We start from the raw sequence: 25,434 nt of genomic DNA on the forward strand, positions 1-25,434 counted from the left end.
TCGATTGCGCCGAGATAAAAATTCATATTATTGCATTTAAACAGTCTGAGACATTTCTTGGTAGGTTTTTGGTAGGTAGGAAAAATTTTTAAGCCTCGCATACTGAGCCTACAGTGATGAGATCACTGAATAACAAACAATGGAATATGGAAGAAGGAATCGCTCCATGGCTTTTAAAAATATTGCAGATCAAACTAACGGTTTTTACATCCCTTGTGTATCTCTTTTTGGACCAGGCTGTGCAAAAGAAATCGGTGCGAAAGCACAGAATCTTGGTGCAAAAAAAGCACTGATCGTAACTGATCAAGGCTTATTTAAATTTGGTGTTGCAGACACCATTGCACAATATTTAAAAGATGCAGGCGTTGACAGCCACATTTTTCCAGGCGCTGAACCAAATCCAACTGACATCAATGTACATAATGGTGTACAAGCCTATAACGACAATAGCTGTGATTTTATTGTCTCTTTAGGTGGCGGTTCATCACACGATTGTGCAAAAGGGATTGGACTCGTCACGGCCGGCGGTGGTCATATCCGTGACTATGAAGGTATTGATAAAAGTACGGTACCTATGACGCCACTTATTGCGATTAATACCACTGCGGGTACTGCATCAGAAATGACCCGTTTCTGTATTATTACCAATACCGATACCCACGTAAAAATGGCAATTGTTGACTGGCGCTGCACTCCATTAATTGCAATCGATGACCCTAAACTCATGGTTGCAAAGCCAGCAGGTTTAACCGCTGCAACGGGAATGGATGCACTTACACATGCAGTTGAAGCTTATGTATCGACTGCAGCAAACCCAATCACCGATGCCTGTGCAGAAAAAGCCATTACCATGATTAGCCAATGGCTACGCCCTGCGGTTGCAAATGGTGAAAATATTGAAGCACGTGATGCAATGAGCTATGCACAATACCTCGCAGGTATGGCATTCAACAATGCATCTCTAGGCTATGTCCATGCCATGGCTCATCAATTAGGCGGATTCTATAATCTCCCTCATGGTGTATGTAATGCGGTATTGCTCCCTCATGTATGTGAGTTCAATCTAATTTCTTGCCAAGACCGTTATGCAAAAATTGCTGAACTTATGGGTGTAAATACTGAAGGGCTTACAGAAACTGAAGCGGCTTTTGCAGCCATTGACGCCATTCGGGAATTATCATCTTCAATCGGTATCCCATCTGGTTTAACTGAACTTGGTGTGAAAACTGAAGATCTTGCAATCATGGCTGAAAATGCTCAAAAAGATGCCTGTATGCTGACTAACCCTCGCAAAGCAACGCATGCCCAAGTTGTTGAGATTTTTAAAGCAGCATTGTAATCCACACTTTTCCCGAGAAGTAAGCTGAATCTCTCCGACCGTTAGCTTACTTAATTTTAGGAATACCCCTCAAAAGGTATTCCCTTTTTTTATTTCATTCAGCTTCTCAATATCCATAATCGAATCAAATTTCAGCGAACTTGTGAATCATTTTTTCTAAATTAACCCTGTCTTTGATAAGGTCAAACGCTGCTATATTGTTTAAAGGTTATGAACTAAATTAAGCTAATCATATTGTTTTTCAATTTGATTAAATGATATGCCTTTAGACAAATTTTTCTAATGCCAGCTAAATGATATCCCAAAAGATATCACCCATTGTTATTGAATATAAAACAAAATTTTATTTTTTAGATCCGCTATAGTTATGACATATCTCTGAATTTGCTCAGCGATTGATGAGCAGGATGATCTAAAGGTAACAATTCAATTAATCTTTCAACGGCATCAATTGCTTCAGGAAAATGAGCTACATGTTTCAGTAATACATCGATTTCTTTGGTTTTAAAAATCATATCGCTGAGACGTGATTCAAGACAATCTCGCCATGCGCATAGGAAAGGACTTTCTGTTTTTGATAAGAAGATACCCTTATACAATTGTAATGCTGAGGCGATATAACCCGAATCAAGTGCCTGTTCCACATATAAAAAATCAGCTTCTACATTTGCAAGTAAGCGATAAGGTCTTGAGCCTAGCATTCCGCCCAAAATATCACGTAACTGTGACATCTCAGCCTTTAACGTTCCAACACTGACTTTACGCTCACCATAAAGCGCTTGATGTAAATTTTCTAAATTTAAACCATTCGGACAGAGCGCTAAAATTGCCAAAATTTCAATTTGACGCGGCGTTAAAACCAAAGATTTATTATTAAACATCACTTGCGGTGAAGTAAAAGCACGGATATATAAACGCTGACGTTGCTGTTCAATCAGAGCGGTTTGAATAATAGATGCACAACGCTCAGCAGCCAATACACCGAGCGTATTGTGATTTTTCCAAGTTGTGGATAAATCCACGACACCTAACACTTGTTTGGAGTAGGGATCAATCACTGGCGCTGCATAACAAACCCAGTCATGCACGGATTCCATATAATGCTCATTTGAAAACACGCAACTAGATTGTTGAGTCTTTAAAGACAGCGCTAAGGCATTCGTCCCAACCTCTTCTTCTGCCCATTGACCGCCTGCAATAAAATGTACCTTTTCAGCGGCGCTTTGCATCTGCGTACTGGAAGCAGTCCAAATAATTGTACTCCCCACATCGCCAACCGCAATCACCATAGATGATTGTGCCGCAATATGACTGAGATCATTTGAACAAACCTCTAATGCTAAATCTAAAGTCGTTTTTGCTTTCTTATGTTGTGCCAATAAAGGTGCAGCCAAGCGCTCTTTTGGAATAGCACAAGATGCTGAGCGTTGCCAAGAACTGGCAATACTTTGTCCTAGCATTTCAGCACTTTGCGGCGACAAACTATTGTGTCGCTTAAGTTGATCAATTGATGTTCGTTGTTGTAATAGGTCTCGTTTTGTAAACATTTGTGTATCCTTTACTAATGACCACGATTTCCAACCTTTCTCCAACCTTCCCAGTTATATCCTAATCAAATAGCGTACAAAAGTACCTTATACCAAAGCTGTAGATGCTTAACAGATCAATTATAAGCAAAGGAATATATATATGCGTTATGTCGATCCTAATCAACCTGATTCAAAGGTTCAATTCAAAGCTCAATACGAGAACTTTATTGGCGGTCAATGGGTAGCACCTATTAAAGGAGAATACTTCGATAATATCTCTCCTGTCGATGGCAAAGTATTTACAAAAGTACCGCGTTCGTCAGCTGAAGATATCGAACTCGCATTAGATGCAGCACACAAAGCCAAAGCTGAGTGGAATAAAAGCTCTCCGACAGTACGTTCAAATATTTTACTTAAAATCGCTGATAGACTAGAACAAAATCTAGAATATCTTGCCGTTGCAGAAACTTGGGATAATGGTAAGCCTGTTCGAGAAACACTTGCTGCCGATATTCCATTGGCAATTGACCACTTCCGCTATTTTGCTGGTTGTATCCGTGCACAGGAAGGCGGCATTTCAGAAATCGATGAAGATACAATTGCTTACCATTTCCACGAACCTTTAGGTGTCGTTGGACAAATTATTCCATGGAACTTCCCAATTCTCATGGCTGCATGGAAACTTGCTCCTGCACTAGCAGCAGGTAACTGTGTCGTATTAAAACCAGCAGAACAAACACCTGTAAGCATTCTACTTGTTTTAGAATTAATCCAAGATATTCTACCTGCTGGTGTATTAAACGTTGTGAATGGCTATGGTGTCGAAGTAGGCCGTCCACTTGCCACTAATCCTCGTATTGCCAAAATTGCATTTACAGGTTCAACCCAAGTTGGACAGTTGATCATGCAATATGCAACTGAGAATATTATTCCAGTCACTTTAGAACTTGGTGGAAAATCTCCAAATATCTTCTTTGAAGATGTTATGGATCAAGAAGATGATTTTCTTGATAAAGCACTTGAAGGCTTTGCAATGTTCGCACTCAATCAAGGCGAGATTTGTACTTGTCCCTCTCGCGCATTAGTTCAAGAAAGTATTGCGGATAAGTTCTTAGAAAAAGCCATTGAGCGTGTGAAACGTATCAAAGTTGGACATCCACTTGATACTGAAACAATGGTTGGTGCACAAGCTTCACAAGAACAACAGGAAAAAATCCTACGTTGTATTAACATGGGTCGAGAAGAAGGTGCTGAACTTCTTACGGGTGGTGGTGCTAGACAAGAAGTGGGTGAAGGTTTCTATATCGAACCAACTGTCTTCAAAGGACACAACGCGATGCAGATCTTCCAAGAAGAAATTTTTGGACCAGTTCTATCTGTAACAACGTTCAAAGATTTTGATGAAGCCATCAAAATCGCAAATGACACCATCTATGGTTTAGGTGCTGGCGTTTGGGCTCGTTCTGCACATACTTCATACCGCGCTGGTCGAGCAGTTGAAGCAGGACGTGTTTGGACAAACTGTTACCACATCTATCCTGCTCATGCTGCTTTTGGTGGTTATAAAAAATCAGGCGTTGGTCGTGAAAACCACAGAATGATGTTAGATCACTATCAACAAACCAAGAATCTTTTAGTCAGCTACTCAACTAAACCTGCTGGATTCTTCTAAAACATGACTAGCGATATTTACCTATAAGCAAATATCCTAAATCAAATGAAAAGAGCAAGTACTACGGCACTTGCTCTTTTTTGTCATCTCTATTTGAAGTTCTTTACATTTTATAAACAGCCAAATCGTCATTTTCTAAAGTAAAAAAGACGAATCTCAACTCAAAGATTCTGAGTATAGATTCGTCTTTTATGAAGGATTAGCTTATACAGTTAAGCTTTGTTTTTATAAAACATATAGTAGCTTGCATAGCAGGCGATGATAAATAGAACACAGCAGACAAAACCAACTTGCATTGAAGGATCTGCCACCATACTAATACAAGTAATGACACAGAAGGCCCCACCTAAAATTGGTGTCAACGGAAACAACGGTGCAGCAAATTTAAGGTCTTTTACGGTTTTACCAGACTTAATCCATTGTCTACGGAAGTTAAATTGGCTCACACAAATTGAGATCCAAACCACGACCATAGTAAAAGCAGCAACACCCAGTAAATTTTTAAAAATGGTTTCAGGCGCAAATTGTTCAGATAATAAACCAGGAATTGCACCAAACATGGTGACAATAATGGCAATAATTGGCGTACCTGAACGTGTCAATTTAGCAAACACTTTAGGAAGTTGATTCTGCGCTGACAATGACCACATCATTCGAGAAGCAGCAAATAAGCCTGAGTTGGCAGCCGATAAAAGTGCAGTAATAATCACAAAACGAATAATATCTTCTGCATATGGAATGCCGATGTAATTAAATACCGTTACAAATGGACTATTACTTACGCCTTCTGCATTGAGTCCTGCCATTTCATAAGGCAGTAATGCACAAATCACCACAATCGTACCAACAAAGAAAATCAATAAACGCCAAATTGCAGCATTAATTGCTTTCGGTACCGTTTTCGCAGGTTCTTCAGCTTCCCCTGCGGCAACCCCAATCAGTTCTGTACCAGAGAATGCAAAATTAACGATCAGCATTGTGGCAAAAATTGGGTAAATACCATTTGGGAACCAACCATGCTCGGTCAATTTACTAAACAGCGGTGCTGACTCATGACCATGATAGGAGATCAAGCCAAAAATAGCGGCTAGGCCCAATGCAATAAAACAGATAATGGTGAGAACTTTAACCAAAGATAACCAAAATTCCGACTCAGCAAATAACCGAGTGGAACTCACATTCAGCGTAAAGACCAGTGCTGCAAATAATAAGGTCCATGTCCACATGGATATGGAAGGAAACCACTCCTGCATGAGTAAAGCTGCAGCTGTAAATTCAGTACCTAATGTTGCAGTCCACGTCAACCAATACAACCATGTGATCATATAGCCCGTGCCTGGTCCAATATAGGTTCTGGCATATTCACCAAATGAACCCGAAACTGGCATCTGTACTGCCAACTCACCTAAACACAGCATCACCATGTAGGCAATAATACCACCAAGCAGGTAAGAGAGAATCGCACCAATGGGACCTGCCTGTGAAATCACATCACCTGAGCCTAAAAATAAGCCCGTTCCAATTGCACCACCTAATGAAATCATCACCAAATGACGTTTCGTCATGGCACGTTTTAGCGGCTTACCCACTTCCATATTGTTAATCATACACGATCACTCCAACTATCTTTTATGACAACCTGTCCTTGCTTTCCACTTCATAAAAATGAATATCCAATGGATATTTTTTCCGATCTTTTGTTTTCTACTGAACATACATATTCAAACTCCATTTACGCCTATTCCGTATCACATCCATTTTTTAAAAGTCGATGTATGTGTATGCTACCCAATTTCCTTTAAAACCAGTCCAGCTCTCAAGCCCATCTTCACATTTGGATTTGGAAATAAAATCCAAACTTGTTGATTATCGACGACATAATTGTCTGCTTGCTGAGTTGCAATCACCTCACCTTTCTGAAAGGTTGAAAAATTAGGTGCATCAGCACTTAATTGCAATTGGAAATCGTCACTCTGCTTTAGAACGGAGTCCACCACCTTAAATTGGCGAATACTTGGCTTCTGTCTACATGGCAAAGCCTGCTCTGAAAGTACCGCACGTAAAACCTGATCGGTACTCGCAAATTCAGATAAATCATTTTGACCAAAAGGCTTAGCTTTGCCTAACTCCAAGGTACTACTCGCCGCCTGAAACCGTTCAGCAGTAAAATGAGTAAAGGTTTTTCCAACCGCATTGTGATAGACCAAAGCATCGAGATCCGCAGCATTTAAGCTTTGGATCAAGAAGTCATCATAGGGCTGTGTTTGATAGGGAAATAATGCAAATACAGGCAGTAATGATGCACGAATTGCAGTGTGCATATCATAATGATAGCGCTGTGCTTCAAACTGACTTTGCTCAAAAAACTCTGAAGTACACTGTTCTAATTGTGCTGCTCGATGCGTTTCATCATCTTGTGCTAACTGCTGATATGCACCACAAAACATTCGGTTCATATCATTTTCGAGATAACGAACACCTTGTCGAATTGCCTTAGGATTACCTAAAACAAAGAGTACACGCACCGCTAATTTTAAATGCTCAGCAAATAGGTCACTAATGATGCGAGACAATAGTTCAATCGGTGCTGTTTCATTACCATGAATTCCAGCAGAAAGCACCATGGTTTTTCTATACGCTGTTTTAGGTGTACATTGCAGTAACCCTTCACCTAGCCATTGCCATGTAAACTCAACTGTTTCACCCTGCATTTGCTCGGGTTCCTGTTGCGCTAAAGTCAACGCGAGTAGATCAACCATGTACTTTCATCCTTAAAAGCCGTTCTTTGCTGTTTTATCTTTGGAAGTGATAAACCGAGCCTAAATTTAAAATCTTAGTGAGTTCATCTAGCGCAGTACGGCTCTCAATCAATAAACATGGATCAGCCAAATCATCCTGCGTTAACTCATCACGGTAATGCTGATCCACCCACTGATTCAGTGTTTTGAACAAAGCATCATTCATGAACAAGTTTGGATTGACTGCATTCAGCTCAGCTTCGTTTACAGCAACACGAAGTCTTAAACATGCAGGTCCGCCGCCATTCCGCATACTTTCACGCAGATCAAATACTTTAATGTCGTCAATTGGTGTTCTCATTTGAATCATGTCATTTAAGTAACTCCAAACGGCTGAGTTCTGACGAGATTCTTCTGGTACAACAATGCTCATGCCACCATCAGCACGGGTTAAAATTTGACTATTGAATAAATAAGTTGAAACAGCATCTTCAACCTTCACTCGACTTTCAGGCACTTCAATCGAAACAAACTCTTGTTCAATTTCGGCCATCTTGTGACGAATTTCATCTAAGGCTGCAGCTTGATTTAAAAATGCATGTTGGTGATGGAACAACACCTGTTGGTTACTCACGGCGATCACATCATTATGAAATACGCCTTGATCAATCACGTAAGGATTTTGCTGAATAAATACAGTACGCTTTGCATCTAACCGATGTAAACGCGCAATCGCTTCACTCGCCTCACGCGTTTGACGTGCAGGGAATTTTTGTGGTGCAACCGTACCACCAAGTTGTTGTTGACCGTAAACAAAAACTTGCACGGCAGCCTGATCATAAGCACCGCCTAGACGATTATGATTGGCTGCACCTTCATCGCCAAATAAAGCAGCTTCTGGTAATGCTTCATGATGTGCGAAATATACATCATTCTTGAACATCGCTTGAAGAATACGAGTCGTTGTATGATGCTCAATTGACCGATGGAACTTATTATTTAGGTTTGCAGCAGTAAAATGCATCCGCCCGTCAGCACTGTCAGCCGATGGTGATACCGTACACGAGTTCGCGGTCCACATTGATGAAGCTGAACTCAATGATGATAGCAACGCAGGTGCCGTACGCATGGCTTGAGCAATTACATCAATATCACTACCCGTAAAGCCTAAACGACGCAATGTTGGTACATGCGGACGCTCTTGTGGTGCAAACACGCCTTGTTTAAACCCTAAGTCTGCAAGGGCTTTCATTTTCTTCAAGCCTTGTTTTGCCGCAAGCTTAGGATTTGATGCATTATTACGGTTTTTAGTTGAAGCCACATTACCAAATGATAAGCCCGCATAATGATGCGTAGGACCAACTAAACCATCAAAATTGATTTCATAACCAGACATTTTATTCTCCATGTGTCCCGATGCGATCCGTCTTAGAGCACAATGCCCGGTGATAATTTTGCAGGAAGCGTCACGTTATCACTTTCCAGTGATGCCATTGGCCAAGCACTATAATCTGCTGCATAAAAGGCACTCGCTCGGTGATTACCAGAAGCACCTACTCCACCAAACGGTGCTGCACTTGAAGCACCAGTCAATGGTTTATTCCAATTCACAATACCCGCACGTGCTTCAATCAACACACGATCAAATAAATCTCGGTCAGGTGAAACCAAACCAACTGCCAAACCAAATCGAGTGTTATTGGCGATGCTTAATGCTTCATCAAAAGTGTTGTAGCGATAAATCGTCGTCAATGGACCGAAGTATTCATCATCAGGAATACCATCGACCTGTGTTAAATCTAAAATACCTGCGGTCAACAATGAACTGTCTGCTTGTGGACGTGTCATTTCTAATAATGGTTTTGCGCCTAAAGCAATCAGTTTAGTTTGTGCTACTAACATTTGTTCAGCAGCACGAGAAGAGATCACACCACCCATAAATGGTTGTGGTTCAGCATTCCACTCACCAACAACTAGATTCTTCGCGACTTCCACAAAACGTTGAATGAAGGCATCACCATTTACACCCTGCTTGACAATGATTCGGCGTGCACAAGTACAACGTTGTCCTGCCGAAACAAAAGCGGATTGAATCGCTAAATTCACCACAGCATCAATATCTGTTACTTCGTCAATGATGAGGGCATTATTGCCACCCATTTCCAAAGCAAGGATTTTTTCAGGCGCGCCTGCCATTTGCTTATGCAAGTGATAACCTGTATTCGCACTACCTGTGAACAACAAACCATCAATTTGTTCAGCCGCAGCAAGTGCCTCACCTGTACTACGCCCACCTTGTACGATATTCAATACGCCATACGGCAAACCTGCTTGCTGCCATAACTTTGCCGTTTCTTCCGCAGTCCAAGGGGTAAGTTCACTTGGTTTAAACACTACGGTATTGCCTGCAATCAATGCAGGAACAATATGACCATTTGGCAAATGACCTGGGAAGTTATATGGACCAAATACAGCCAAAACACCATGTGGACGATGACGTAGTGAAGCAATACCATCTGGCATTCTAGTTTCACTGAAACCCGTACGTTGATCATAAGCACGAATTGAAATCGCGACTTTGCCAACCATCGATTGCACTTCGGTCAATGTTTCCCAAAGTGGTTTACTGGTTTCTTGACTAATCACTTGAGCCAATTCATTTTTATTCTGCTCAAGTAGACTCGCAAAACGTTCAATAATTGCGATACGATCTTCTAACGGCATACGTGCCCAAGCAGGGAATGCCTGACGAGCAGCAAGACATGCCTGCTCAACATCAGCTTGGCTGGCTTCATGACCTGCCCAAATTTGCTGATTGTTAACAGGGTTGGTTTTACTGAATGCGGTTCCTTGTCCTTGGATCCAAGCACCATTAATTAATAATGCACCTTGTGACATTAGTTCTTCTCCATTTTTTCTAATGCTAAAACGCGTACTTGATCGTGTTCAGCAATATTCAGTGCTTGTGCTTGTGCTGCTGTCATGTACAAAGTGTCACTTTCAGTGATTTTGTTATTGATCAACAACACGCAATAATCTTGGTATTGGTCATTCGCAACCAAAAAATGAGTTTCTGTCGTTTCAACTTGCTCAGTGATTTTAACGTTGAGCAAACGACTCTCTTTGACTGCACGTAGTTCAGCGGTATTGGCTTCCAGTGTTGGCCCTGCATCAAAAATATCCACATAACCCTGATATTTAAGCCCTTCTGACATCAGCACTTTCGCCGCAGGCAATGTGTGTGGATGTACTTCAGCAATCACAGCACGCGCCTCTGAGGTCAGCAAATCAACGTAAACTGGAAATCTCGGCATGAGTTCTGCGATAAACGCTTTTTGTCCTACACCACTTAAATAATCCGCAGCTGCAAAATCCATATTGAAAAATAGATAACCGAGCGAATCCCAAAATGGCGAATGTCCATTTTGATCTGAAAAACCACGCATCTCAGCAATCAATCTTTCTTCAAAGAAAGAACGGAAGGCAGCAATAAACAAAAAACGTACTTTGGATAAAAACTTACCGTTTTGGTTTTTGCGGTATTCAGGATCAAGGAACAAAGTGCAGAGCTCACTGCAACCAGTATGATCATTACTTAAAAAAAGAGTATCTAAAGTCTTATACACATTTAAGGCTTTAGAGGCATGCACCTGTTTTGCTACACGGAAGTTGTAAAATGGTTCTTTTAACCCCACTGCAACTTCAATCGCACTCACACCCACAATTTTGTGAATACTGGTATCTTCTAAAACAAACAAATAACTTGCCTCACACTTTTCGGTTAAGCCTGCTAAAGTGTGAGTCGTACGTGTAATACGTTCAGCTAAGATTTCTTTGTTTTCTGGTAAGGAGGTCAAGCCAATGCCCGACTCTCCTGCTCTTTGCGCTAAACGATAAATATCATCTAAGTCCCGATGCGCTGCATGTCTAACAATCATCATGGTTAGATGCTCACAACAAGATTTAGAGGCGTGCTAAGGCACGAGCAAAACGATTTAAACCTTCGTCAATATCTTCCATTGGAATAATCAGTGAAGGGGTAAAACGTACGACATCAGTACCTGCAACCAACGCCAACAAGCCTTCTTCACCCGCTAAGGTCACGATATTTTTTGCTTTGCCTGCATATTCATCTTTTAGAACGCAACCAATTAATAGACCTTGACCGCGGATTTCTTTGAATAAACCATATTCAGTATTGATTTTATGCAAAGCATCCATGAAATATTGATGACGTTTTTTAACGCCGTCTAAAACTTCTGGTGTATTGATGAATTCAAACACCGCACCTGCCACTGCACAAGCCAATGGATTACCACCATAAGTCGTACCGTGATCACCCACCGCATACATATTGGCATAATGATCTGTAGTAATCATTGCGCCGATTGGGAAACCACCACCTAAGGCTTTTGCCGTCGTTAAAATATCTGGGGTTACGCCAGTATTCATGTAGGCATAAAGTGAACCTGTACGGCCAACACCTGTTTGCACTTCATCAAAAATCAGCACAGCGCCTTTTTCATCACACAACGCACGTAAGCCTTTCAAAAATTCGATGTCAGCGGGTAACACACCACCTTCGCCTTGGATCGGTTCTACGATCACCGCACAGGTATTTTCAGTAATAATAGCTTTAGCAGCATCTAAATCATTAAATGCCGTATGCTCGATTCCACCCGGTAAAGGTGCAAAATCTTGAGAATATTTAGGTTGTCCACCTGCTGTTACGGTAAACAAAGTTCGACCGTGGAATGCATTTTTAAATGCAACAATATGATTTTTATTTGGATTACCACTGAGTAAACCAACTTTACGTGCCAGTTTTAATGCTGCTTCGTTCGCTTCTGCACCAGAATTACAGAAAAATACTTTGTCAGCGAATGTATTTTCAACCAATTGTTTGGCAAGGCGTAATACTGGTTCGTTGGTATAACCATTACCAATGTGCCAAAGTTTTTGAGCTTGTTCTGTTAAAGCATTTACCGCAACTGGATGGGCATGACCTAAAGCATTAACCGCAATACCACCTGCAAAATCGATATATTCTTTATCGTTTTGATCCCAAATACGAGAACCTACACCACGAACCAAAATGAAATTTGCTGGAGCAAAAACAGGCACCATCCAATCATTAAAATTGTTACGTGTAATTGCGACTTCGCTCATTTTATTTACTCACTTCCTGTTTTGATATGCAGGCTCATTGAATATTCAATGAGCCGTTTGCTTTAACTTTATGGATGGTTTATCCCGGGAAAATACCACGCTCTTTACGAGCTTTGAGGATACGTTCACACGCTAAAATATAAGCTGCTGTACGCAAGCTACATTGCTTTTGCGCTGCGGTATTCCACACATCACTCATGGCTTGAATCATCAGCTTGTCAAGACGTTCATTAATTTCGTCTTCGCTCCAGAAATAACTCGCCATATCTTGAACCCATTCAAAATAACTGACGGTTACACCACCTGCGTTACAAATTACGTCAGGAACTACAGTAATGTTACGGCTAACGAATACATCATCTGCTTCTGGATAAGTTGGTCCGTTTGCACCTTCAAGCACAATTTTCGCTTTGAGTTTTTGTGCACGTTCAACCGTAATCTGACCTTCTAATGCTGCTGGAATCAGAATATCCATATCGACATCCCAGAATTCTTCATCCGAGATCACAGTCGCTTCAGCAAAACCTTTCACGCCACCCTGTTCAGCAACATGCTTTTGTAATGCTTTTACTTTAAAACCTTCAGCATTAAAAATTGTGCCTGTGTGATCTTGCACAGCAACAATTTTTGCACCTGCCTGATTAAACAAATATGCAGCTTCATTACCTACGTTACCAAAGCCTTGAACTGCAACTTTGCTGCCTTCGATAGGTAATTTGATACGCTCTGCAACTTGCATACCTGTAACAAATACGCCACGACCTGTTGCACGAACACGGCCGAGTGAACCACCTAAATGCACAGGTTTTCCAGTTACAACTCCCGTAACCGTGTGACCTTTAATACTTGAATAAGTATCCATCATCCAGCCCATGATATTGGCATTAGTACCAACATCAGGTGCAGGAATATCAATTTGTGGGCCGATAATTGGGCTAATTTCACTAGTAAAACGACGAGTTAAACGCTCTAATTCACGTGCTGAAAGTTCTTTTGGGTTGACACGAACACCACCTTTTGCTCCGCCAAATGGGAGATTAAGCACCGCAGTTTTAATGGTCATCCATGCTGATAAGGCCATGACCTCATTCAACTCAACATCTTGGTGATAACGAATACCACCCTTACCAGGACCACGAGAGAGATTGTGCTGTACGCGATAGCCTTCAAAATGACGAATTGTGCCATCATCCATCACGATTGGCACATCAACAATTAGCGTACGTTTTGGTGTTTTCAGTGTGTTGATAAAGTTGCTGAGGTCGGCATCCAAATAAGGTGCTACACGATCTACTTGAGTGAGAAAGGTTTGCCAAGCACTACCATTTTGAGCCGCATATGATAAAGACATCATCTTTTCCTTAATTAATCAATTGTCCCTGTTATCTACAGATTCCCTTACTGCAAAGGTTTCCGCTCACCCCATCGTTCCGTGTCAACATAGATTTCTTGATTCATTCGAAAAAAATGTTTGGGGCTTCGTATATTGATTATTATTAAGAATCAAATTGATTCACAAAATTCTTTATAATGATTAAAATGAATTAATTTTTATCAATTTGCTAATAGTAAGTATCAAAATGAACAATATTGATCATATTATCTTAGGTTTACTCAAAGATAATGCTCGGATCTCAATTACAGATCTGGCTGCAAAAACACGAGTCTCTAGAGCGACTGTGCAAAAACGAATTGAATACATGGAATCGACGGGTATCATCACGGGATATACTGTACGCTTTCGCCCTAATGTGGAGAAAAATATTATTCGGGCGTGGATGAATATCATGGTGGAGGGAACCAAAGCGCAAGCCGTTATTCGTGAATTACGCCTAGAATCAGCCGTTGAACGCCTGCATACTACAAACGGGAAATGGGATATTTTGGTTGAATTACAGTCCGACAGTTTAGAAAATTTTGACAAGGCACTCGAACGAATTCGAAATATTTCAGGTATTTATAATAGTGAAACAAGTATTTTACTTTCTACATATAAAACATAATGATAGATGATAATTCACCTTGAAATGAATTAACTAGGATGCTCACACAAATTAAATGAGCATCCTTAGGTTGAAGAATATTTTAACTTTTTTTCAAAGTTTTTTTGGTTAAAAAATCCAATGCTTGAGAATAATGAGTGGGTGTAATCCGCTGAATCAAATCTAAAATTTTGGCATCATTGCCAATCAATATTCGAGCTTTGTCCTGTTTGACCGCCTCTAAAATGATTTTCGCAGCTTCTTCAGGTGGGGTTTTCAAAACTTTATTAAATGATCGACTAGCCTTTGCAGGGTTCATACCCAAAGAGCGAATACTGTCACTCATACGAGCACTATTAGCGATATTGGTTCGTATACCACCTGGATGCACACAAGTCGCACTGACACCATTATTTTGCATATTTAATTCTTGACGTAATGATTCGGTAAAACCACGCACTGCAAACTTTGTTGCGTTATAAGCACTTTGAGAAGGTTGAGCAGTGAGTCCAAATAAACTAGAAATATTAATGATATGCCCTTCACCACTTTGCTTTAAATAAGGCAAAAACTCTTTTGTGCCGTAGACAACACCCCAAAAATTAATATTAAAAATCCATTCCATTTCTTCATAGCTCATACCTTCTACGGTGCTTGCTAATGCAACGCCAGCATTGTTAAAAATCAAATTGATTTTCCCGTGATCTTTGAAACTATTCTCCGCCCATTCACGTACAGCTTGCTGATGAGAAACATCTAGTTTGGTTAAAGTGACTTTCACAGGATACTGTTTTACTAAAGACAATGTTTCGGCTAAACCTTGATCATTCACATCGCTCAAAGCTAAATCAGCGCCTTGCTGTGCTAGTAAAATTGCAAGTTGTTGACCGATTCCAGAACCTGCACCCGTAATTGCAGCAACCTTTTGATTAAAACTTTTCATATGATGACTCTAATTTAATTGATAAAAATTGGCAGCGTTTTGTCTAAAAATGGAATACATCGCTTGATCACCATAAGGTGTGATCATTTCAATATAAGCTTGGATCAAATCGCTTAGCGTTGTATTTGCTTTATCCATAGGAAAATTTGAAGCAAAAATAATTCGATCTGAGCCAAATACCTGTATTGCATGTTGAATCAATGGTGTTAATAAATTCACCATTTCATAGACGGTTGCAGTACGGTATTGTTGATAAAATCGGTGTCCTAACACGGGCATCATCAGCCCTGAAATCTTGGCATAAACATTTTTCTGCTCAGCCAGAACTGCCAAATCATGCTGCCATTGCTGGAAAATGGCGGCACGTTGTGATGGTGTTTGGCCAGTTTTTTTGCCAATAGGGCCAAAAAGTCCTGCGGGTGTTGCCAAATGATCAACGACTATAGGTGTTTGAGGAAATTGTTTCGCTAATTTTGTAATTTCTGAAATTTGTGTTGAATAAGTCCACGCATCAAAAGATAAATCCATTTTGGCAAGTTGTTCAAAGCCTTTAAGGAATTTTTTAGACTGATATAAATGTGCTTGATCACACCAACGATAAATACCAAAATCCTCATGCCAAGAAGCCATTTTACGAATACCTCTAAATAGAGGGCTGGCATCTTGATGCGCTTTTAAAATCTGTTTAAATTTTCGATCTCGCGGGTCAGCAGTGGCGATAATTGCACCTAGCTTTAAATTTTGGTCTTTAAAATTTAATTGTTGAATCCATTTGGTTTCTTCGACAACACCAAAGCCTTTATGATGATGCCAATTTGCTTCGACATGTACTACGCTTTCAATCCTATGATGTCCCATATCTTCATGATAATTTTGAGGGAGATAAGGACTCAACGCATATTTAGTTAATCCTAGCGTGTCTAAAAGTGGCTTCGGTTTAACGACTCGAATAACTTTATTCATCACACGGGGATAATTCCCCAAAGCTTTAACCAACAAGGCAGCAGAATGTGGAGTATGGTATGGATCCCATTGATGGATATGCGGATCTATAATTGCAAAATCGAGTTTTCTCATTCCAACACTCTTTATTCTTTCAAATGATGAAGATGTGATGATCATCGTCCCAAGTCATCATTTATGTAATTTTTAAAATACGGCTTATTTTTAGAGTACAGAACAAAAATCTATGAATAAAATGATTTATTCTAATGAAGAGCTATGAATATTATTCATTGTTTTGAATGGCTGGATGAATATAATCCAAGCCGCATCCAGTAGATGTGATCATTGTAGCGAAACAGATTCCCAAGCTTAAATTTGCTGTATTAAATGAATAGCTAAACAGTGCTATAAATCAGACTTGAAGCTGATTTTACAGAAAATATTCCCAAATAATATAGCCTAACCCAAAACCGATAAAAGCATAGAGTGTGATAATAAAAAACACAAAACTCGCATTATTTTTCTTTTTTAAAAAACTCATATTTAGCCCATTCATATCAACCTCGTTATACTTTGAATGAATACAGATGATAAAGGTAGATACAGATTTTATAAAAAAAATATAACAGATAGTTGTATGAGAGTAATAATAAGCTAAAAACCTGAAAGATCATTCAAGATCAGTCAGGTTTTGTTCTGTTCTAGATTACTGAATTACATTTACATTTCATCAATCAGACTAGATCTGGCTCAATTAAAAAGTAACTCGGCGATAATTTCGATATTCAGGTGTCCAAAAATTATCTTCAATCACATTTTTCAGCACATCATTGCTCATGGGTACTGCTAATCCATCTGCCATCGCAGCTTTTGCAACTTTAAAAGCAATGAATTTGGAGACTTGATGAATGTCATTAATATTTGGCAAAAGATCTGCAGCTGGATTTTTTAAACGCGGTGAGCAATCTGCCAATGCTGTGCTTGCCGCCATCAACATTGCATCACTAATATGATTTGCACCACACGCAATCACACCCAAGCCTATTCCTGGAAAAATATACGAATTATTACACTGAGCAATCGTATAAGTTTTACCTTGGAAATATACTGGTGCAAAAGGACTACCTGTCGCAACGATTGCAGCACCTTGTGTCCATTCAATAATATCTTTTGGCTGAGCTTCTACTTGAGAAGTCGGGTTAGATAATGGCAAAACAATCGGATGCTTATAATATTTAGCTAAAGTTTTAATCACTTCTTCACTAAATAAACCTGCTTGCCCTGATACACCAATCAGAATACTTGGTTTAGCATTTTTTACGACATCAAGTAGCGCAATTTCTTGTCCTGCATATTCCCATTCTGAAATTGCATTCAAAGGTGTTGCGAGTTTTTGTTGAAAGTCGAGTAAATTGGGTTGTTGATCAGTCATTAAACCGAAGCGATCAACCATGAAAATACGTGAACGGGCTTCATGATCGCTCAAACCTTCATCCATCATTTGTCTAATGATATGCTCAGCAATACCACATCCTGCTGAACCAGCACCAACAAAAGTAATAGTTTGATCTTTGAGTTGTTTACCAAGTGCTCTAGATGCAGCGATTAAACTAGCAACTGTAACTGCTGCAGTTCCTTGAATGTCATCATTAAAGCAGCAAATTTTATCTCGATATTGAGTCAATAATGGCATTGCATTAATTTGGGCAAAATCTTCAAACTGTATCAACACATTCGGCCAACGTTCACGCACAGCAGAAATAATCTGTTCGACAAATTGGTAATATTGCTCCCCTCTGATTCGAGGTTGCTTCAATCCCATGTAAATTGGATCGTTGAGTAATTCTTGATTATTTGTACCAACATCTATGGTAATCGGTAACGTATAAGCGGGACTAATACCTCCACATGCGGTATATAGAGATAATTTTCCAATTGGAATTCCCATACCGCCAATACCCTGATCACCTAAACCAAGGATGCGCTCACCATCGGTAATGACAATCACTTTGACATTTTTCTTATTTACATTATGAATAATTTGATCGATGTATTGACGTTCAGCATATGAGATGAAAATCCCACGATGACGACGATAAATATCAGAAAAACGCTGGCAAGCCTCGCCGACGGTTGGTGTATAAATAATGGGTAGCATTTCATCTAAATGCTGACTCAATAAATTATAAAAAAGAGTTTCATTTGTGTCTTGAATATTTCTTAAATAAATATGCTTATTCAAGTTATTGTCAAATGACAAGTACTGCTGATAAGAGCGTTGCGTTTGTTCTTCAATGTTTTCGATATTGTTAGGTATCAGTCCATGCAAGTTAAACTGCTCACGCTCTTCTGTTGAAAAAGCTGAACCTTTATTCAAGAGTGGAAGTTCTAAAAGAGCGTTCCCAGCATAGGGAATATATAAAGGTTTTTGGGTTTTACTAGGATTTGCGGGCATACCTTACTCTTTCGATGATCTATCAAATATCAAATTTTCTTTGCTCAAGATGGAATTAAAACCACCTTAAACGAAGTGCATAATTTACACCAATAGACACCTAAAGCTGCATATATCTCAGTATATAAAAGGTGATTGGTTATTTAGAAAATAAATACTCTGTTTAAATTATATCCATTCTGACCGTAACAATCGTAACAATTGGTATGTCACTATAAGAGCGAAGAGCCAAAATGAAATCACTTAAGCAAACATCACCAGCATGCTGTGTAATGTTTGCTCAATCGTTCAATTAGTTATTTTCTTGTTCATATTCCTGAATCGCTTCTTTAGCAATTCGAAAACTATCTACGGCTGCCGGTACGCCACAATAAATTGCGACTTGTAGCAGCACCTCACGAATTTTTTCCTGAGGTACACCATTACGCAAAGCACCTTTGACATGAAGCTTCAACTCATGTGGACGATTCAGTGCAGAAATCATGGCAAGATTGATTAAGCTTCGCTCAGGCTTGCTCAGTTCCTCTCGCCCCCAAACTGCCCCCCAGCAATACTCTGTGACCAACTCTTGTAAAGGTAAGTTAAAATCATCAGCATTGTTGATCGAATTATTGACATAAGCTTCACCCAACACTTGTTTACGAATGGCTAAGCCTTTTTCAAATTTTTCATTACTCATGCATTCAATCCCCCAAATAAGGTGTATTTGATTTCAAGATAATCTTCGATCCCGTATTTCGAACCTTCACGACCTAAGCCCGACTGTTTGATTCCACCAAATGGTGCCACTTCATTGGAAATTAAGCCCTTGTTGATTCCAACCATACCGTATTCAAGCTGCTCACTCATCCGCCAAGCGCGTCCTAAATCTTTGGTATAACAATACGCCGCTAAGCCAAATTCCGTCGCATTTGCCATTTCAATGGCTTGTTGTTCAGTTTCAAACTTGAATACAGCAGCCAATGGACCAAATGTTTCTTGAGTCGCCACATCCATCTCAGCGGTGACATCAGCAATAATGGTAGGTTCATAGAATAACTCACCTGCACTATGACGTTTACCACCAGCTATCAAACGACCTGCTTTAGCTAAGGCATCAGCGACGTGAGCTTCAACCTTTTTCACTGCATTGGCATTAATTAATGGACCAATTTCACTCCCAACATCCAAACCATTGCCGATTGCAAAAGCATTGACCTTTTCACTTAATGCAGCAATGAATTTTTCGTAAATTCCTTCTTGAACAAGAAAGCGATTCACACAAACACAGGTTTGTCCTGCATTGCGATATTTAGCAATTAATGCCCCTTCGATTGCAGCATCCAAATCTGCATCATCAAAGACAATAAAAGGTGCATTACCGCCCAATTCTAATGAAACTTTTTTCAGCGTTTGCGCTGAGCGTTGATACAATAATTTTCCAACGGGTGTTGAACCTGTGAAGGTAAATTTCCGTACATCATCACTTTCAAAGATTGCATCCCCAATCGTGACTGCATCCCCTGTAATGACACTGAAAATCTCAGCAGGTACACCCGCTTGAATCGCTAAATCGACCAAAGCCAATGCCGTAAATGGGGTTTCTGGCGCTGGTTTAACGATACAAGGACAACCCGCAGCCAAAGCAGGTGCAACTTTACGAGTAATCATTGCCGCAGGGAAATTCCACGGCGTGATTGCTGCAACAACACCAATCGGTTGCTTGCTCACGATAATCCGTGCATCTGGATAAGGACTGGGAACAATATCACCATAAACACGTTTTGCTTCTTCAGCAAACCATTCAACAAAGCTAGCAGCATATAAAATTTCACCTCTCGCTTCTGCTAAAGGTTTTCCTTGTTCGCTAGTCAAAATAAATGCAAGTTGATCTGCATTTTCAACCATCAAATCGAACCATTTTTTTAAAATTGTTGAGCGATCTTTGGCTGTTTTATTTTTCCATACAGCCCAACCTGCAACTGCTGCTTGAATTGCGCGTTCGGCTTCTGCCTTGCCCATATTCGGTACAGTACCAATCACTTCTTGTGTTGCAGGGTTATAAATATCAGAAGTTTGTTGATTATCGGCATCACACCATTGTCCAGCAACAAAAGCTTGTTGATGAAATAATGGCAATTGATTAAGTTGCATACTGATTATCCTATTTAGACTTCGGCATTAATACACAGAACATTTTACAAAACAGTATCAATGTTCTGGTATTAACTAAACCTGTATTATGGCATACCAAATAAATCTTGAAAAAAATTTTCGGTTGCCCGAATGTTATAGCTGATTTTAGAAGTAATAGAATAACGTTAGGTTAAGTAACTTATTCCATTTACCATCATCCCCATGCGCCAGTGATTTTTCAGTACCACCAATGAAGGGATCATTTTGACTCATAATGTATTCTGCAACCAAAGAAATCTGTTTATGGTCGATTGAAACACCAAGGATATTACGGATTGAATCTTGAGAACCAGCCAAATCCTTATTGTATCGACTGTGCATAAAATACGGCGTGATATTGCCAATTTGCTTAACATCTTTAAAAGTGTAGCCAAGATCAGCTGTATAGTAAGTCGCTTTGTTTGCAACATAATATTCACCGTCATATGAACCCATCAAAGATGAAGTTGCATCAACAATGTCTTTATTAGTGACATCATTTTTACCACCTGTTAAGGTCAGACCTAGATTGCCATAATTGATTTTGCTAAATAATGCCCACGCATTACGTCGACCCGTTTGAGATGTGGTTTTATTGTCAATCTCTGAAGTCCAATATGAAGCACCGACCTGTGTAGTTAAACCTTTTACACCCAGATTAATATCTTGGGTAATACGTCCGACCCACATGTTTTTCTCTTCTATATCACTTTTGGTAATGTCATCAGAACTTACATAGTTCGCACTATAGCGACCTGAGTCTTGGGTAGTACCTTCATAGTGACCTGCATCTGCCGCAAAATAACCGACATCAAATTTGGTCGCACTTGGCAATTCAAAATGATAGTTTAAACCTAAATTATGAACATCTTCTAAACCTGCTGTAGTATTGATACTACCGTACAAACTATTGCCCCAGAAACGTCCTGATCCAAATGGAATAGCTTGCATTCCTGCCACAACCTGATCAGTTTCATTTAAATGATAACCTGCATATGCATCAATCAAGGTTGAAAAATCACACAGCGTATCGTATTGATAACAACGATATTCAGCATGTCCAAATAGTTTGCCGCGTTCATAATCAAGTTTTAGTTGTGCAGCATCAAAACGGATCTTATGTTCTGAAGCAGGTTCACCGTAATCTTTGTGTTGATAATTGGCACGTACATAACCAGAAACCGTTAACTTGCCTGAGTCGGCATTGCTGTCACCAAAACTAATTCCTGCATAACTTGGTGTAATCATACTGGTTAATGCAGTTGCCAATGTGAGTTGTAAATAACTTTTTTTCATGTCATCGATTCCATTCTAAGCATGTTTAATGTTGCGCTTTTACATTGAGTGCTGGGCTACTGCATTTAATCTTTTCGAGATTAAAGACGTAGTACACAACAAAACTCACCACCAATCCGATTACCCAAGAAATATCCACATCCTGAATGACGTTTGCGAATGGGCCTGTAAAAAATGCATTGGTCAGAAAAGGGATTTGAACCACGATTCCGATGAAATATGCAGTTAAAGCTTTGCCATTAAATTTGCCGTAGATACCACCATCTTGTGCGAAGATCGACTGAATATCATAAGATTTCTTATTGATCACATAGAAATCCAATAGGTTAATCGATACCCAAGGCACTAAAATAAATAGCAAGGCAAAAATGACGTTCAGGAAGAAGCTAATAAAGTTGCTCGATGCCCAAAGTGCTGTAAACGTAGCGAGAATTAAGACCATAATCGACAAAATAATACGGACATTCTTACTTGGCATCCATTGACCTGCAAAGGTTTGGATCGAAGTAATACACGATAAAACCGCACCATATAAATTCATGGCATTGTGACCGATGATATTACAAAGGAATAAAATCATCAGAATCGAACCGAAAATACCTGTACCCGATTTCACCGCTTCCATCGCATCAGTACCAGAACCAATACTCACCGCAACTGTACCAAATGCCATCGCAAAGATTGTTCCAAGCGAAGCGCCCAAGTAAGTGAAGATAAATGGTTTAAAAATCCCAATCGACTTCGGTAAATAACGTGAATAGTCTGAGGTATAAGGTGAAAAACTAATTTGCCAAACTGCACATAGACCAAACATGGCAAACCAACCTTTTAGGTTAAATGAGCCTTTGGCAAGTACTTCAGCATTAATTTGTGGCAACATAATCAACAAGCCGATCAGCAATGAGCCACCCATTAACCATGTCCCAATTTTATTAAAATTATGAATTAAATGATAACCCACCACCCCAATGGTGGTTGCTGCAATTGCACCAATCACCGTCGCAGTTGGAACAGGGATTGCGGGAACGACGGTATGTAAGGTTTTACCTGACAAGATAATGTTGGAAATAAAGAAACCGAGATAAATCAGTGTCGTAAATAATACGACTAGTAATGCACCATAACGCCCAAACTGTGCTCGGCTTTGAATCATTTGGGGAATGCCGACTTGGGGTCCTTGAGCAGAAGTTAAAGCTAAAATTGCAGCACCAAAGAAATGACCACAACAAATTGCCACTAGCGCACTGATCAAACTGAGGTTAAACGTTAGCATCGACATTGCACCAGTAATTACAGCTAAGGGTGCAATATTGGTACAAAACCAGAGCGTGAATAGATCACGTACTTTTCCGTGACGTTGAGATGGATCAACATAATCAATTGAATTGCTTTCAATGGCGAAAGCACTATTTTCATTTTGGCTCATATCCTTAATCTCTCTTTGAGGACTTCATTTTCCTCAATATCAAATATTTGTGAGAGTAAACTTAGGTTTCACAACCTGCCTGATCAGCGCCATATCCAGATGACCTGACCTTTATTTCTCTTGTTTTACAGACGAATCACATCAACTTTGGTTAAAGAAATGGCAAAAAAAGATAAAGGAAACCTTGTTGAGGCTCTTGAAGCTCAACGAATATTATCTTACGTATGCCTTGATCAGATTTATGTGATTTTGAAATTCAACTGCGTCATCTTTTCATCCCTGAAATTTAAATCCTAATGACTGTTGTGATGTATTAACGCATCACAAAAGGGTCATCAATCGGTTGATCTGAGGTACGCAACCACACAGTTTTAGTGGTGGTATAGTCCAACACCGCATCTGAGCCAGCTTCACGACCATGTCCTGATAGACCATGCCCACCAAAAGGTGCAAGTGGAGAAACAGCACGATAGGTATTCAGCCAAACAATCCCTGAACGAATTGCTTTGGTCATACGATGCGCACGGCTTAAATTATTGGTAAATACACCAGCTGCGAGTCCATAAGGCGTACTGTTGGCTTTTTGAATCGCGTCTGCTTCAGTGTTAAAACTCACTACAGACAAGACAGGACCAAATAACTCGGTCATGACGCAATCGGCTTGTGGTACATCACTACAGTCTAAAATTGTGGGTGGATAGTAATAACCTGCTCTTTCAAGCGTTTTCCCACCTGCCAATAATTTCGCCCCTTGCTGAATCGAGCGAGCAACGACTTGCTCAATTTTTTCACGTTGGCGCAAGGTGCACAGAGGGCCATATTCAGTTGCCATATCATCAGGCAAACCAATCTTGATACTTTGCACACGCTCAACCAAACGTTGAACAAATTCATCTTTGATACAGTCTTCAACCAGCAACCGTGAACCAGCAACACAGCTTTGCCCTGTTGCTGCAAAAATCGCTGCGACTTGTGCATTTACTGCGCTCTGTAAATCAGCATCTGCAAATACAATAAAAGGAGATTTTCCGCCTAACTCTAATGAGACTTTGGCAAGGTTCTGAGCAGAGTTGCGCACAATATGGCGTGCTGTTTCTGGACCACCAGTAAATGCCACATGAGCCACGTCTGGATGGCTACATAAAACGACACCACATTCAGGGCCAAAACCTGTAATGACATTCACCACACCTGCTGGAAATCCTGCTTCATGCACCAAACGTGCAAAAGCAAGTAAAGGCGCTGGTCCCTCTTCAGAGGCTTTCAGAACAATACTGCAACCTGCCGCCAATGCTGGACCAACTTTAACCGCAGACAAAAATAATTGGCTATTCCACGGAACAATTGCAGCGATCACACCGACTGGTTCACGGATGGTCCATGCTTGCATATCTGGTTTATCAATCGGTAAATAGCTACCTTCGAGCTTGTCTGCAATTCCTGCATAGTAACGATAATATTCAGCTACATAAGCAATTTGGCTCGACGTCTCACGAATGATCTTGCCTGTATCACTGGTTTCATATTGAGCCAGTTGCGGTGCAGCTTTTTCGATTAAATCAGCAAGTTTATATAACAATTTTCCACGCTGTGAGGCAGTTAAACCAGCCCAAGCTGCATCTTGCAGAGCCTGAGATGCCGCGGCAACTGCACGATTGACTTCATCTGTACGTGCTTCAGGCATTTTCGCCCAAACTTGCCCTGTCGCAGGATTGATGCTGTCAAATTGTGCAGCACCATCCTCAAATTGACCATTGATATACAACTGGAATTGAGAAGTCATGTC

At 40.1% G+C, this 25,434-nt stretch carries 20 protein-coding genes; 3 read left to right on the forward strand and 17 right to left on the reverse strand.

Translation table 11 applies throughout. From position 1 onward, the window contains the following. Positions 1 to 166: 166 nt before the first annotated feature. Positions 167 to 1,339 carry an iron-containing alcohol dehydrogenase gene (locus tag HYG88_RS00740; protein ID WP_005161441.1) on the forward strand — a complete coding sequence of 391 codons (1,173 nt, stop codon included), beginning with the start codon at positions 167 to 169 and terminating at the stop codon, positions 1,337 to 1,339. 365 nt (positions 1,340 to 1,704) lie between these two features. Here the strand turns inward: HYG88_RS00740 and HYG88_RS00745 are convergent, their stop codons facing one another. After that, entirely contained in the window at positions 1,705 to 2,886 is a 1,182-nt protein-coding gene (locus tag HYG88_RS00745) for a hypothetical protein (protein WP_005161443.1), read from the reverse strand. Positions 2,887 to 3,028: 142 nt separating this feature from the next. Here HYG88_RS00745 and HYG88_RS00750 point away from each other — a divergent pair, with 142 nt between their 5' ends. Then, entirely contained in the window at positions 3,029 to 4,540 is a 1,512-nt protein-coding gene (locus HYG88_RS00750; RefSeq protein ID WP_005161445.1) for an aldehyde dehydrogenase family protein, read from the forward strand. A 212-nt stretch (positions 4,541 to 4,752) separates the two neighbouring features. On the opposite strand, the gene HYG88_RS00755 is transcribed toward HYG88_RS00750, so the two are convergent. The 7 genes from HYG88_RS00755 to HYG88_RS00785 form a co-directional block, all read right to left on the reverse strand. Further along, complete coding sequence (locus tag HYG88_RS00755) at positions 4,753 to 6,147, reverse strand: amino acid permease (protein WP_005161448.1); 1,395 nt, start codon at positions 6,145 to 6,147, stop codon at positions 4,753 to 4,755. A 177-nt stretch (positions 6,148 to 6,324) separates the two neighbouring features. After that, entirely contained in the window at positions 6,325 to 7,299 is a 975-nt protein-coding gene (gene astE / locus HYG88_RS00760; protein WP_178882398.1) for a succinylglutamate desuccinylase, read from the reverse strand. Positions 7,300 to 7,333: 34 nt separating this feature from the next. Further along, a complete protein-coding gene (astB, locus tag HYG88_RS00765) occupies positions 7,334 to 8,674 on the reverse strand; it encodes an N-succinylarginine dihydrolase (RefSeq protein ID WP_178882399.1) in 1,341 nt (446 codons plus the stop codon). Positions 8,675 to 8,706: 32 nt separating this feature from the next. Further along, positions 8,707 to 10,176, reverse strand: a complete 1,470-nt coding sequence (astD, locus tag HYG88_RS00770; protein WP_178882400.1) for a succinylglutamate-semialdehyde dehydrogenase — start codon at positions 10,174 to 10,176, stop codon at positions 8,707 to 8,709. After that, positions 10,176 to 11,219 (reverse strand): arginine N-succinyltransferase, encoded by a 1,044-nt coding sequence (gene astA, locus HYG88_RS00775; RefSeq protein WP_178882401.1) that lies wholly within the window; start codon positions 11,217 to 11,219, stop codon positions 10,176 to 10,178. Before astA ends, astD begins: the two co-directional genes overlap by 1 nt. 22 nt (positions 11,220 to 11,241) lie before the next feature. Next, complete coding sequence (locus HYG88_RS00780) at positions 11,242 to 12,447, reverse strand: aspartate aminotransferase family protein (protein WP_178882402.1); 1,206 nt, start codon at positions 12,445 to 12,447, stop codon at positions 11,242 to 11,244. A gap of 79 nt (positions 12,448 to 12,526) precedes the next feature. Further along, positions 12,527 to 13,801 (reverse strand): Glu/Leu/Phe/Val dehydrogenase, encoded by a 1,275-nt coding sequence (locus HYG88_RS00785; RefSeq protein ID WP_155756603.1) that lies wholly within the window; start codon positions 13,799 to 13,801, stop codon positions 12,527 to 12,529. Positions 13,802 to 14,027: 226 nt separating this feature from the next. On the opposite strand from HYG88_RS00785, the gene HYG88_RS00790 reads away from it, so the two are divergent. Next, the gene (locus HYG88_RS00790; protein ID WP_004660976.1) at positions 14,028 to 14,450 is read left to right on the forward strand and encodes an Lrp/AsnC family transcriptional regulator; all 423 of its coding nucleotides are present in this window, start codon (positions 14,028 to 14,030) and stop codon (positions 14,448 to 14,450) included. A gap of 82 nt (positions 14,451 to 14,532) precedes the next feature. On the opposite strand, the gene HYG88_RS00795 is transcribed toward HYG88_RS00790, so the two are convergent. The 9 genes from HYG88_RS00795 to tgnC form a co-directional block, all read right to left on the reverse strand. Beyond that, complete coding sequence (locus HYG88_RS00795) at positions 14,533 to 15,372, reverse strand: SDR family oxidoreductase (RefSeq protein WP_005161472.1); 840 nt, start codon at positions 15,370 to 15,372, stop codon at positions 14,533 to 14,535. 9 nt (positions 15,373 to 15,381) lie between these two features. Then, positions 15,382 to 16,449 carry an amidohydrolase gene (locus tag HYG88_RS00800; RefSeq protein WP_005161475.1) on the reverse strand — a complete coding sequence of 356 codons (1,068 nt, stop codon included), beginning with the start codon at positions 16,447 to 16,449 and terminating at the stop codon, positions 15,382 to 15,384. Positions 16,450 to 16,747: 298 nt separating this feature from the next. Then, complete coding sequence (locus HYG88_RS00805; RefSeq protein ID WP_087543379.1) at positions 16,748 to 16,858, reverse strand: hypothetical protein; 111 nt, start codon at positions 16,856 to 16,858, stop codon at positions 16,748 to 16,750. A 213-nt stretch (positions 16,859 to 17,071) separates the two neighbouring features. Beyond that, the gene (locus HYG88_RS00810; protein ID WP_005161493.1) at positions 17,072 to 18,772 is read right to left on the reverse strand and encodes an NAD-dependent malic enzyme; all 1,701 of its coding nucleotides are present in this window, start codon (positions 18,770 to 18,772) and stop codon (positions 17,072 to 17,074) included. A 292-nt stretch (positions 18,773 to 19,064) separates the two neighbouring features. Beyond that, the gene (locus HYG88_RS00815; RefSeq protein ID WP_005161494.1) at positions 19,065 to 19,451 is read right to left on the reverse strand and encodes a carboxymuconolactone decarboxylase family protein; all 387 of its coding nucleotides are present in this window, start codon (positions 19,449 to 19,451) and stop codon (positions 19,065 to 19,067) included. Further along, complete coding sequence (locus HYG88_RS00820) at positions 19,448 to 20,905, reverse strand: NAD-dependent succinate-semialdehyde dehydrogenase (protein ID WP_005161496.1); 1,458 nt, start codon at positions 20,903 to 20,905, stop codon at positions 19,448 to 19,450. Before HYG88_RS00820 ends, HYG88_RS00815 begins: the two co-directional genes overlap by 4 nt. A gap of 147 nt (positions 20,906 to 21,052) precedes the next feature. Next, a complete protein-coding gene (locus tag HYG88_RS00825) occupies positions 21,053 to 22,222 on the reverse strand; it encodes a hypothetical protein (protein ID WP_005161498.1) in 1,170 nt (389 codons plus the stop codon). A gap of 25 nt (positions 22,223 to 22,247) precedes the next feature. Then, complete coding sequence (locus HYG88_RS00830) at positions 22,248 to 23,648, reverse strand: cytosine permease (RefSeq protein ID WP_005161499.1); 1,401 nt, start codon at positions 23,646 to 23,648, stop codon at positions 22,248 to 22,250. Positions 23,649 to 23,961: 313 nt separating this feature from the next. Continuing rightward, positions 23,962 to 25,431 carry a (Z)-2-((N-methylformamido)methylene)-5-hydroxybutyrolactone dehydrogenase gene (gene tgnC, locus HYG88_RS00835; protein ID WP_005161500.1) on the reverse strand — a complete coding sequence of 490 codons (1,470 nt, stop codon included), beginning with the start codon at positions 25,429 to 25,431 and terminating at the stop codon, positions 23,962 to 23,964. Positions 25,432 to 25,434: the final 3 nt, after the last annotated feature.

The organism is Acinetobacter sp. SwsAc4 (assembly GCF_013391535.1).
Classification (GTDB): Bacteria; Pseudomonadota; Gammaproteobacteria; order Pseudomonadales; family Moraxellaceae; genus Acinetobacter.

Coding starts and splice junctions, on each gene's coding strand:
- HYG88_RS00740 (WP_005161441.1), top strand. CDS start 167: ATGGCTTTTAAAAATATTGCAGATCAAACTAACGGTTTTTACATCCCT.
- HYG88_RS00745 (WP_005161443.1), bottom strand. CDS start 2,886: ATGTTTACAAAACGAGACCTATTACAACAACGAACATCAATTGATCAA.
- HYG88_RS00750 (WP_005161445.1), top strand. CDS start 3,029: ATGCGTTATGTCGATCCTAATCAACCTGATTCAAAGGTTCAATTCAAA.
- HYG88_RS00755 (WP_005161448.1), bottom strand. CDS start 6,147: ATGATTAACAATATGGAAGTGGGTAAGCCGCTAAAACGTGCCATGACG.
- astE (WP_178882398.1), bottom strand. CDS start 7,299: ATGGTTGATCTACTCGCGTTGACTTTAGCGCAACAGGAACCCGAGCAA.
- astB (WP_178882399.1), bottom strand. CDS start 8,674: ATGTCTGGTTATGAAATCAATTTTGATGGTTTAGTTGGTCCTACGCAT.
- astD (WP_178882400.1), bottom strand. CDS start 10,176: ATGTCACAAGGTGCATTATTAATTAATGGTGCTTGGATCCAAGGACAA.
- astA (WP_178882401.1), bottom strand. CDS start 11,219: ATGATGATTGTTAGACATGCAGCGCATCGGGACTTAGATGATATTTAT.
- HYG88_RS00780 (WP_178882402.1), bottom strand. CDS start 12,447: ATGAGCGAAGTCGCAATTACACGTAACAATTTTAATGATTGGATGGTG.
- HYG88_RS00785 (WP_155756603.1), bottom strand. CDS start 13,801: ATGATGTCTTTATCATATGCGGCTCAAAATGGTAGTGCTTGGCAAACC.
- HYG88_RS00790 (WP_004660976.1), top strand. CDS start 14,028: ATGAACAATATTGATCATATTATCTTAGGTTTACTCAAAGATAATGCT.
- HYG88_RS00795 (WP_005161472.1), bottom strand. CDS start 15,372: ATGAAAAGTTTTAATCAAAAGGTTGCTGCAATTACGGGTGCAGGTTCT.
- HYG88_RS00800 (WP_005161475.1), bottom strand. CDS start 16,449: ATGAGAAAACTCGATTTTGCAATTATAGATCCGCATATCCATCAATGG.
- HYG88_RS00805 (WP_087543379.1), bottom strand. CDS start 16,858: ATGAGTTTTTTAAAAAAGAAAAATAATGCGAGTTTTGTGTTTTTTATT.
- HYG88_RS00810 (WP_005161493.1), bottom strand. CDS start 18,772: ATGCCCGCAAATCCTAGTAAAACCCAAAAACCTTTATATATTCCCTAT.
- HYG88_RS00815 (WP_005161494.1), bottom strand. CDS start 19,451: ATGAGTAATGAAAAATTTGAAAAAGGCTTAGCCATTCGTAAACAAGTG.
- HYG88_RS00820 (WP_005161496.1), bottom strand. CDS start 20,905: ATGCAACTTAATCAATTGCCATTATTTCATCAACAAGCTTTTGTTGCT.
- HYG88_RS00825 (WP_005161498.1), bottom strand. CDS start 22,222: ATGAAAAAAAGTTATTTACAACTCACATTGGCAACTGCATTAACCAGT.
- HYG88_RS00830 (WP_005161499.1), bottom strand. CDS start 23,648: ATGAGCCAAAATGAAAATAGTGCTTTCGCCATTGAAAGCAATTCAATT.
- tgnC (WP_005161500.1), bottom strand. CDS start 25,431: ATGACTTCTCAATTCCAGTTGTATATCAATGGTCAATTTGAGGATGGT.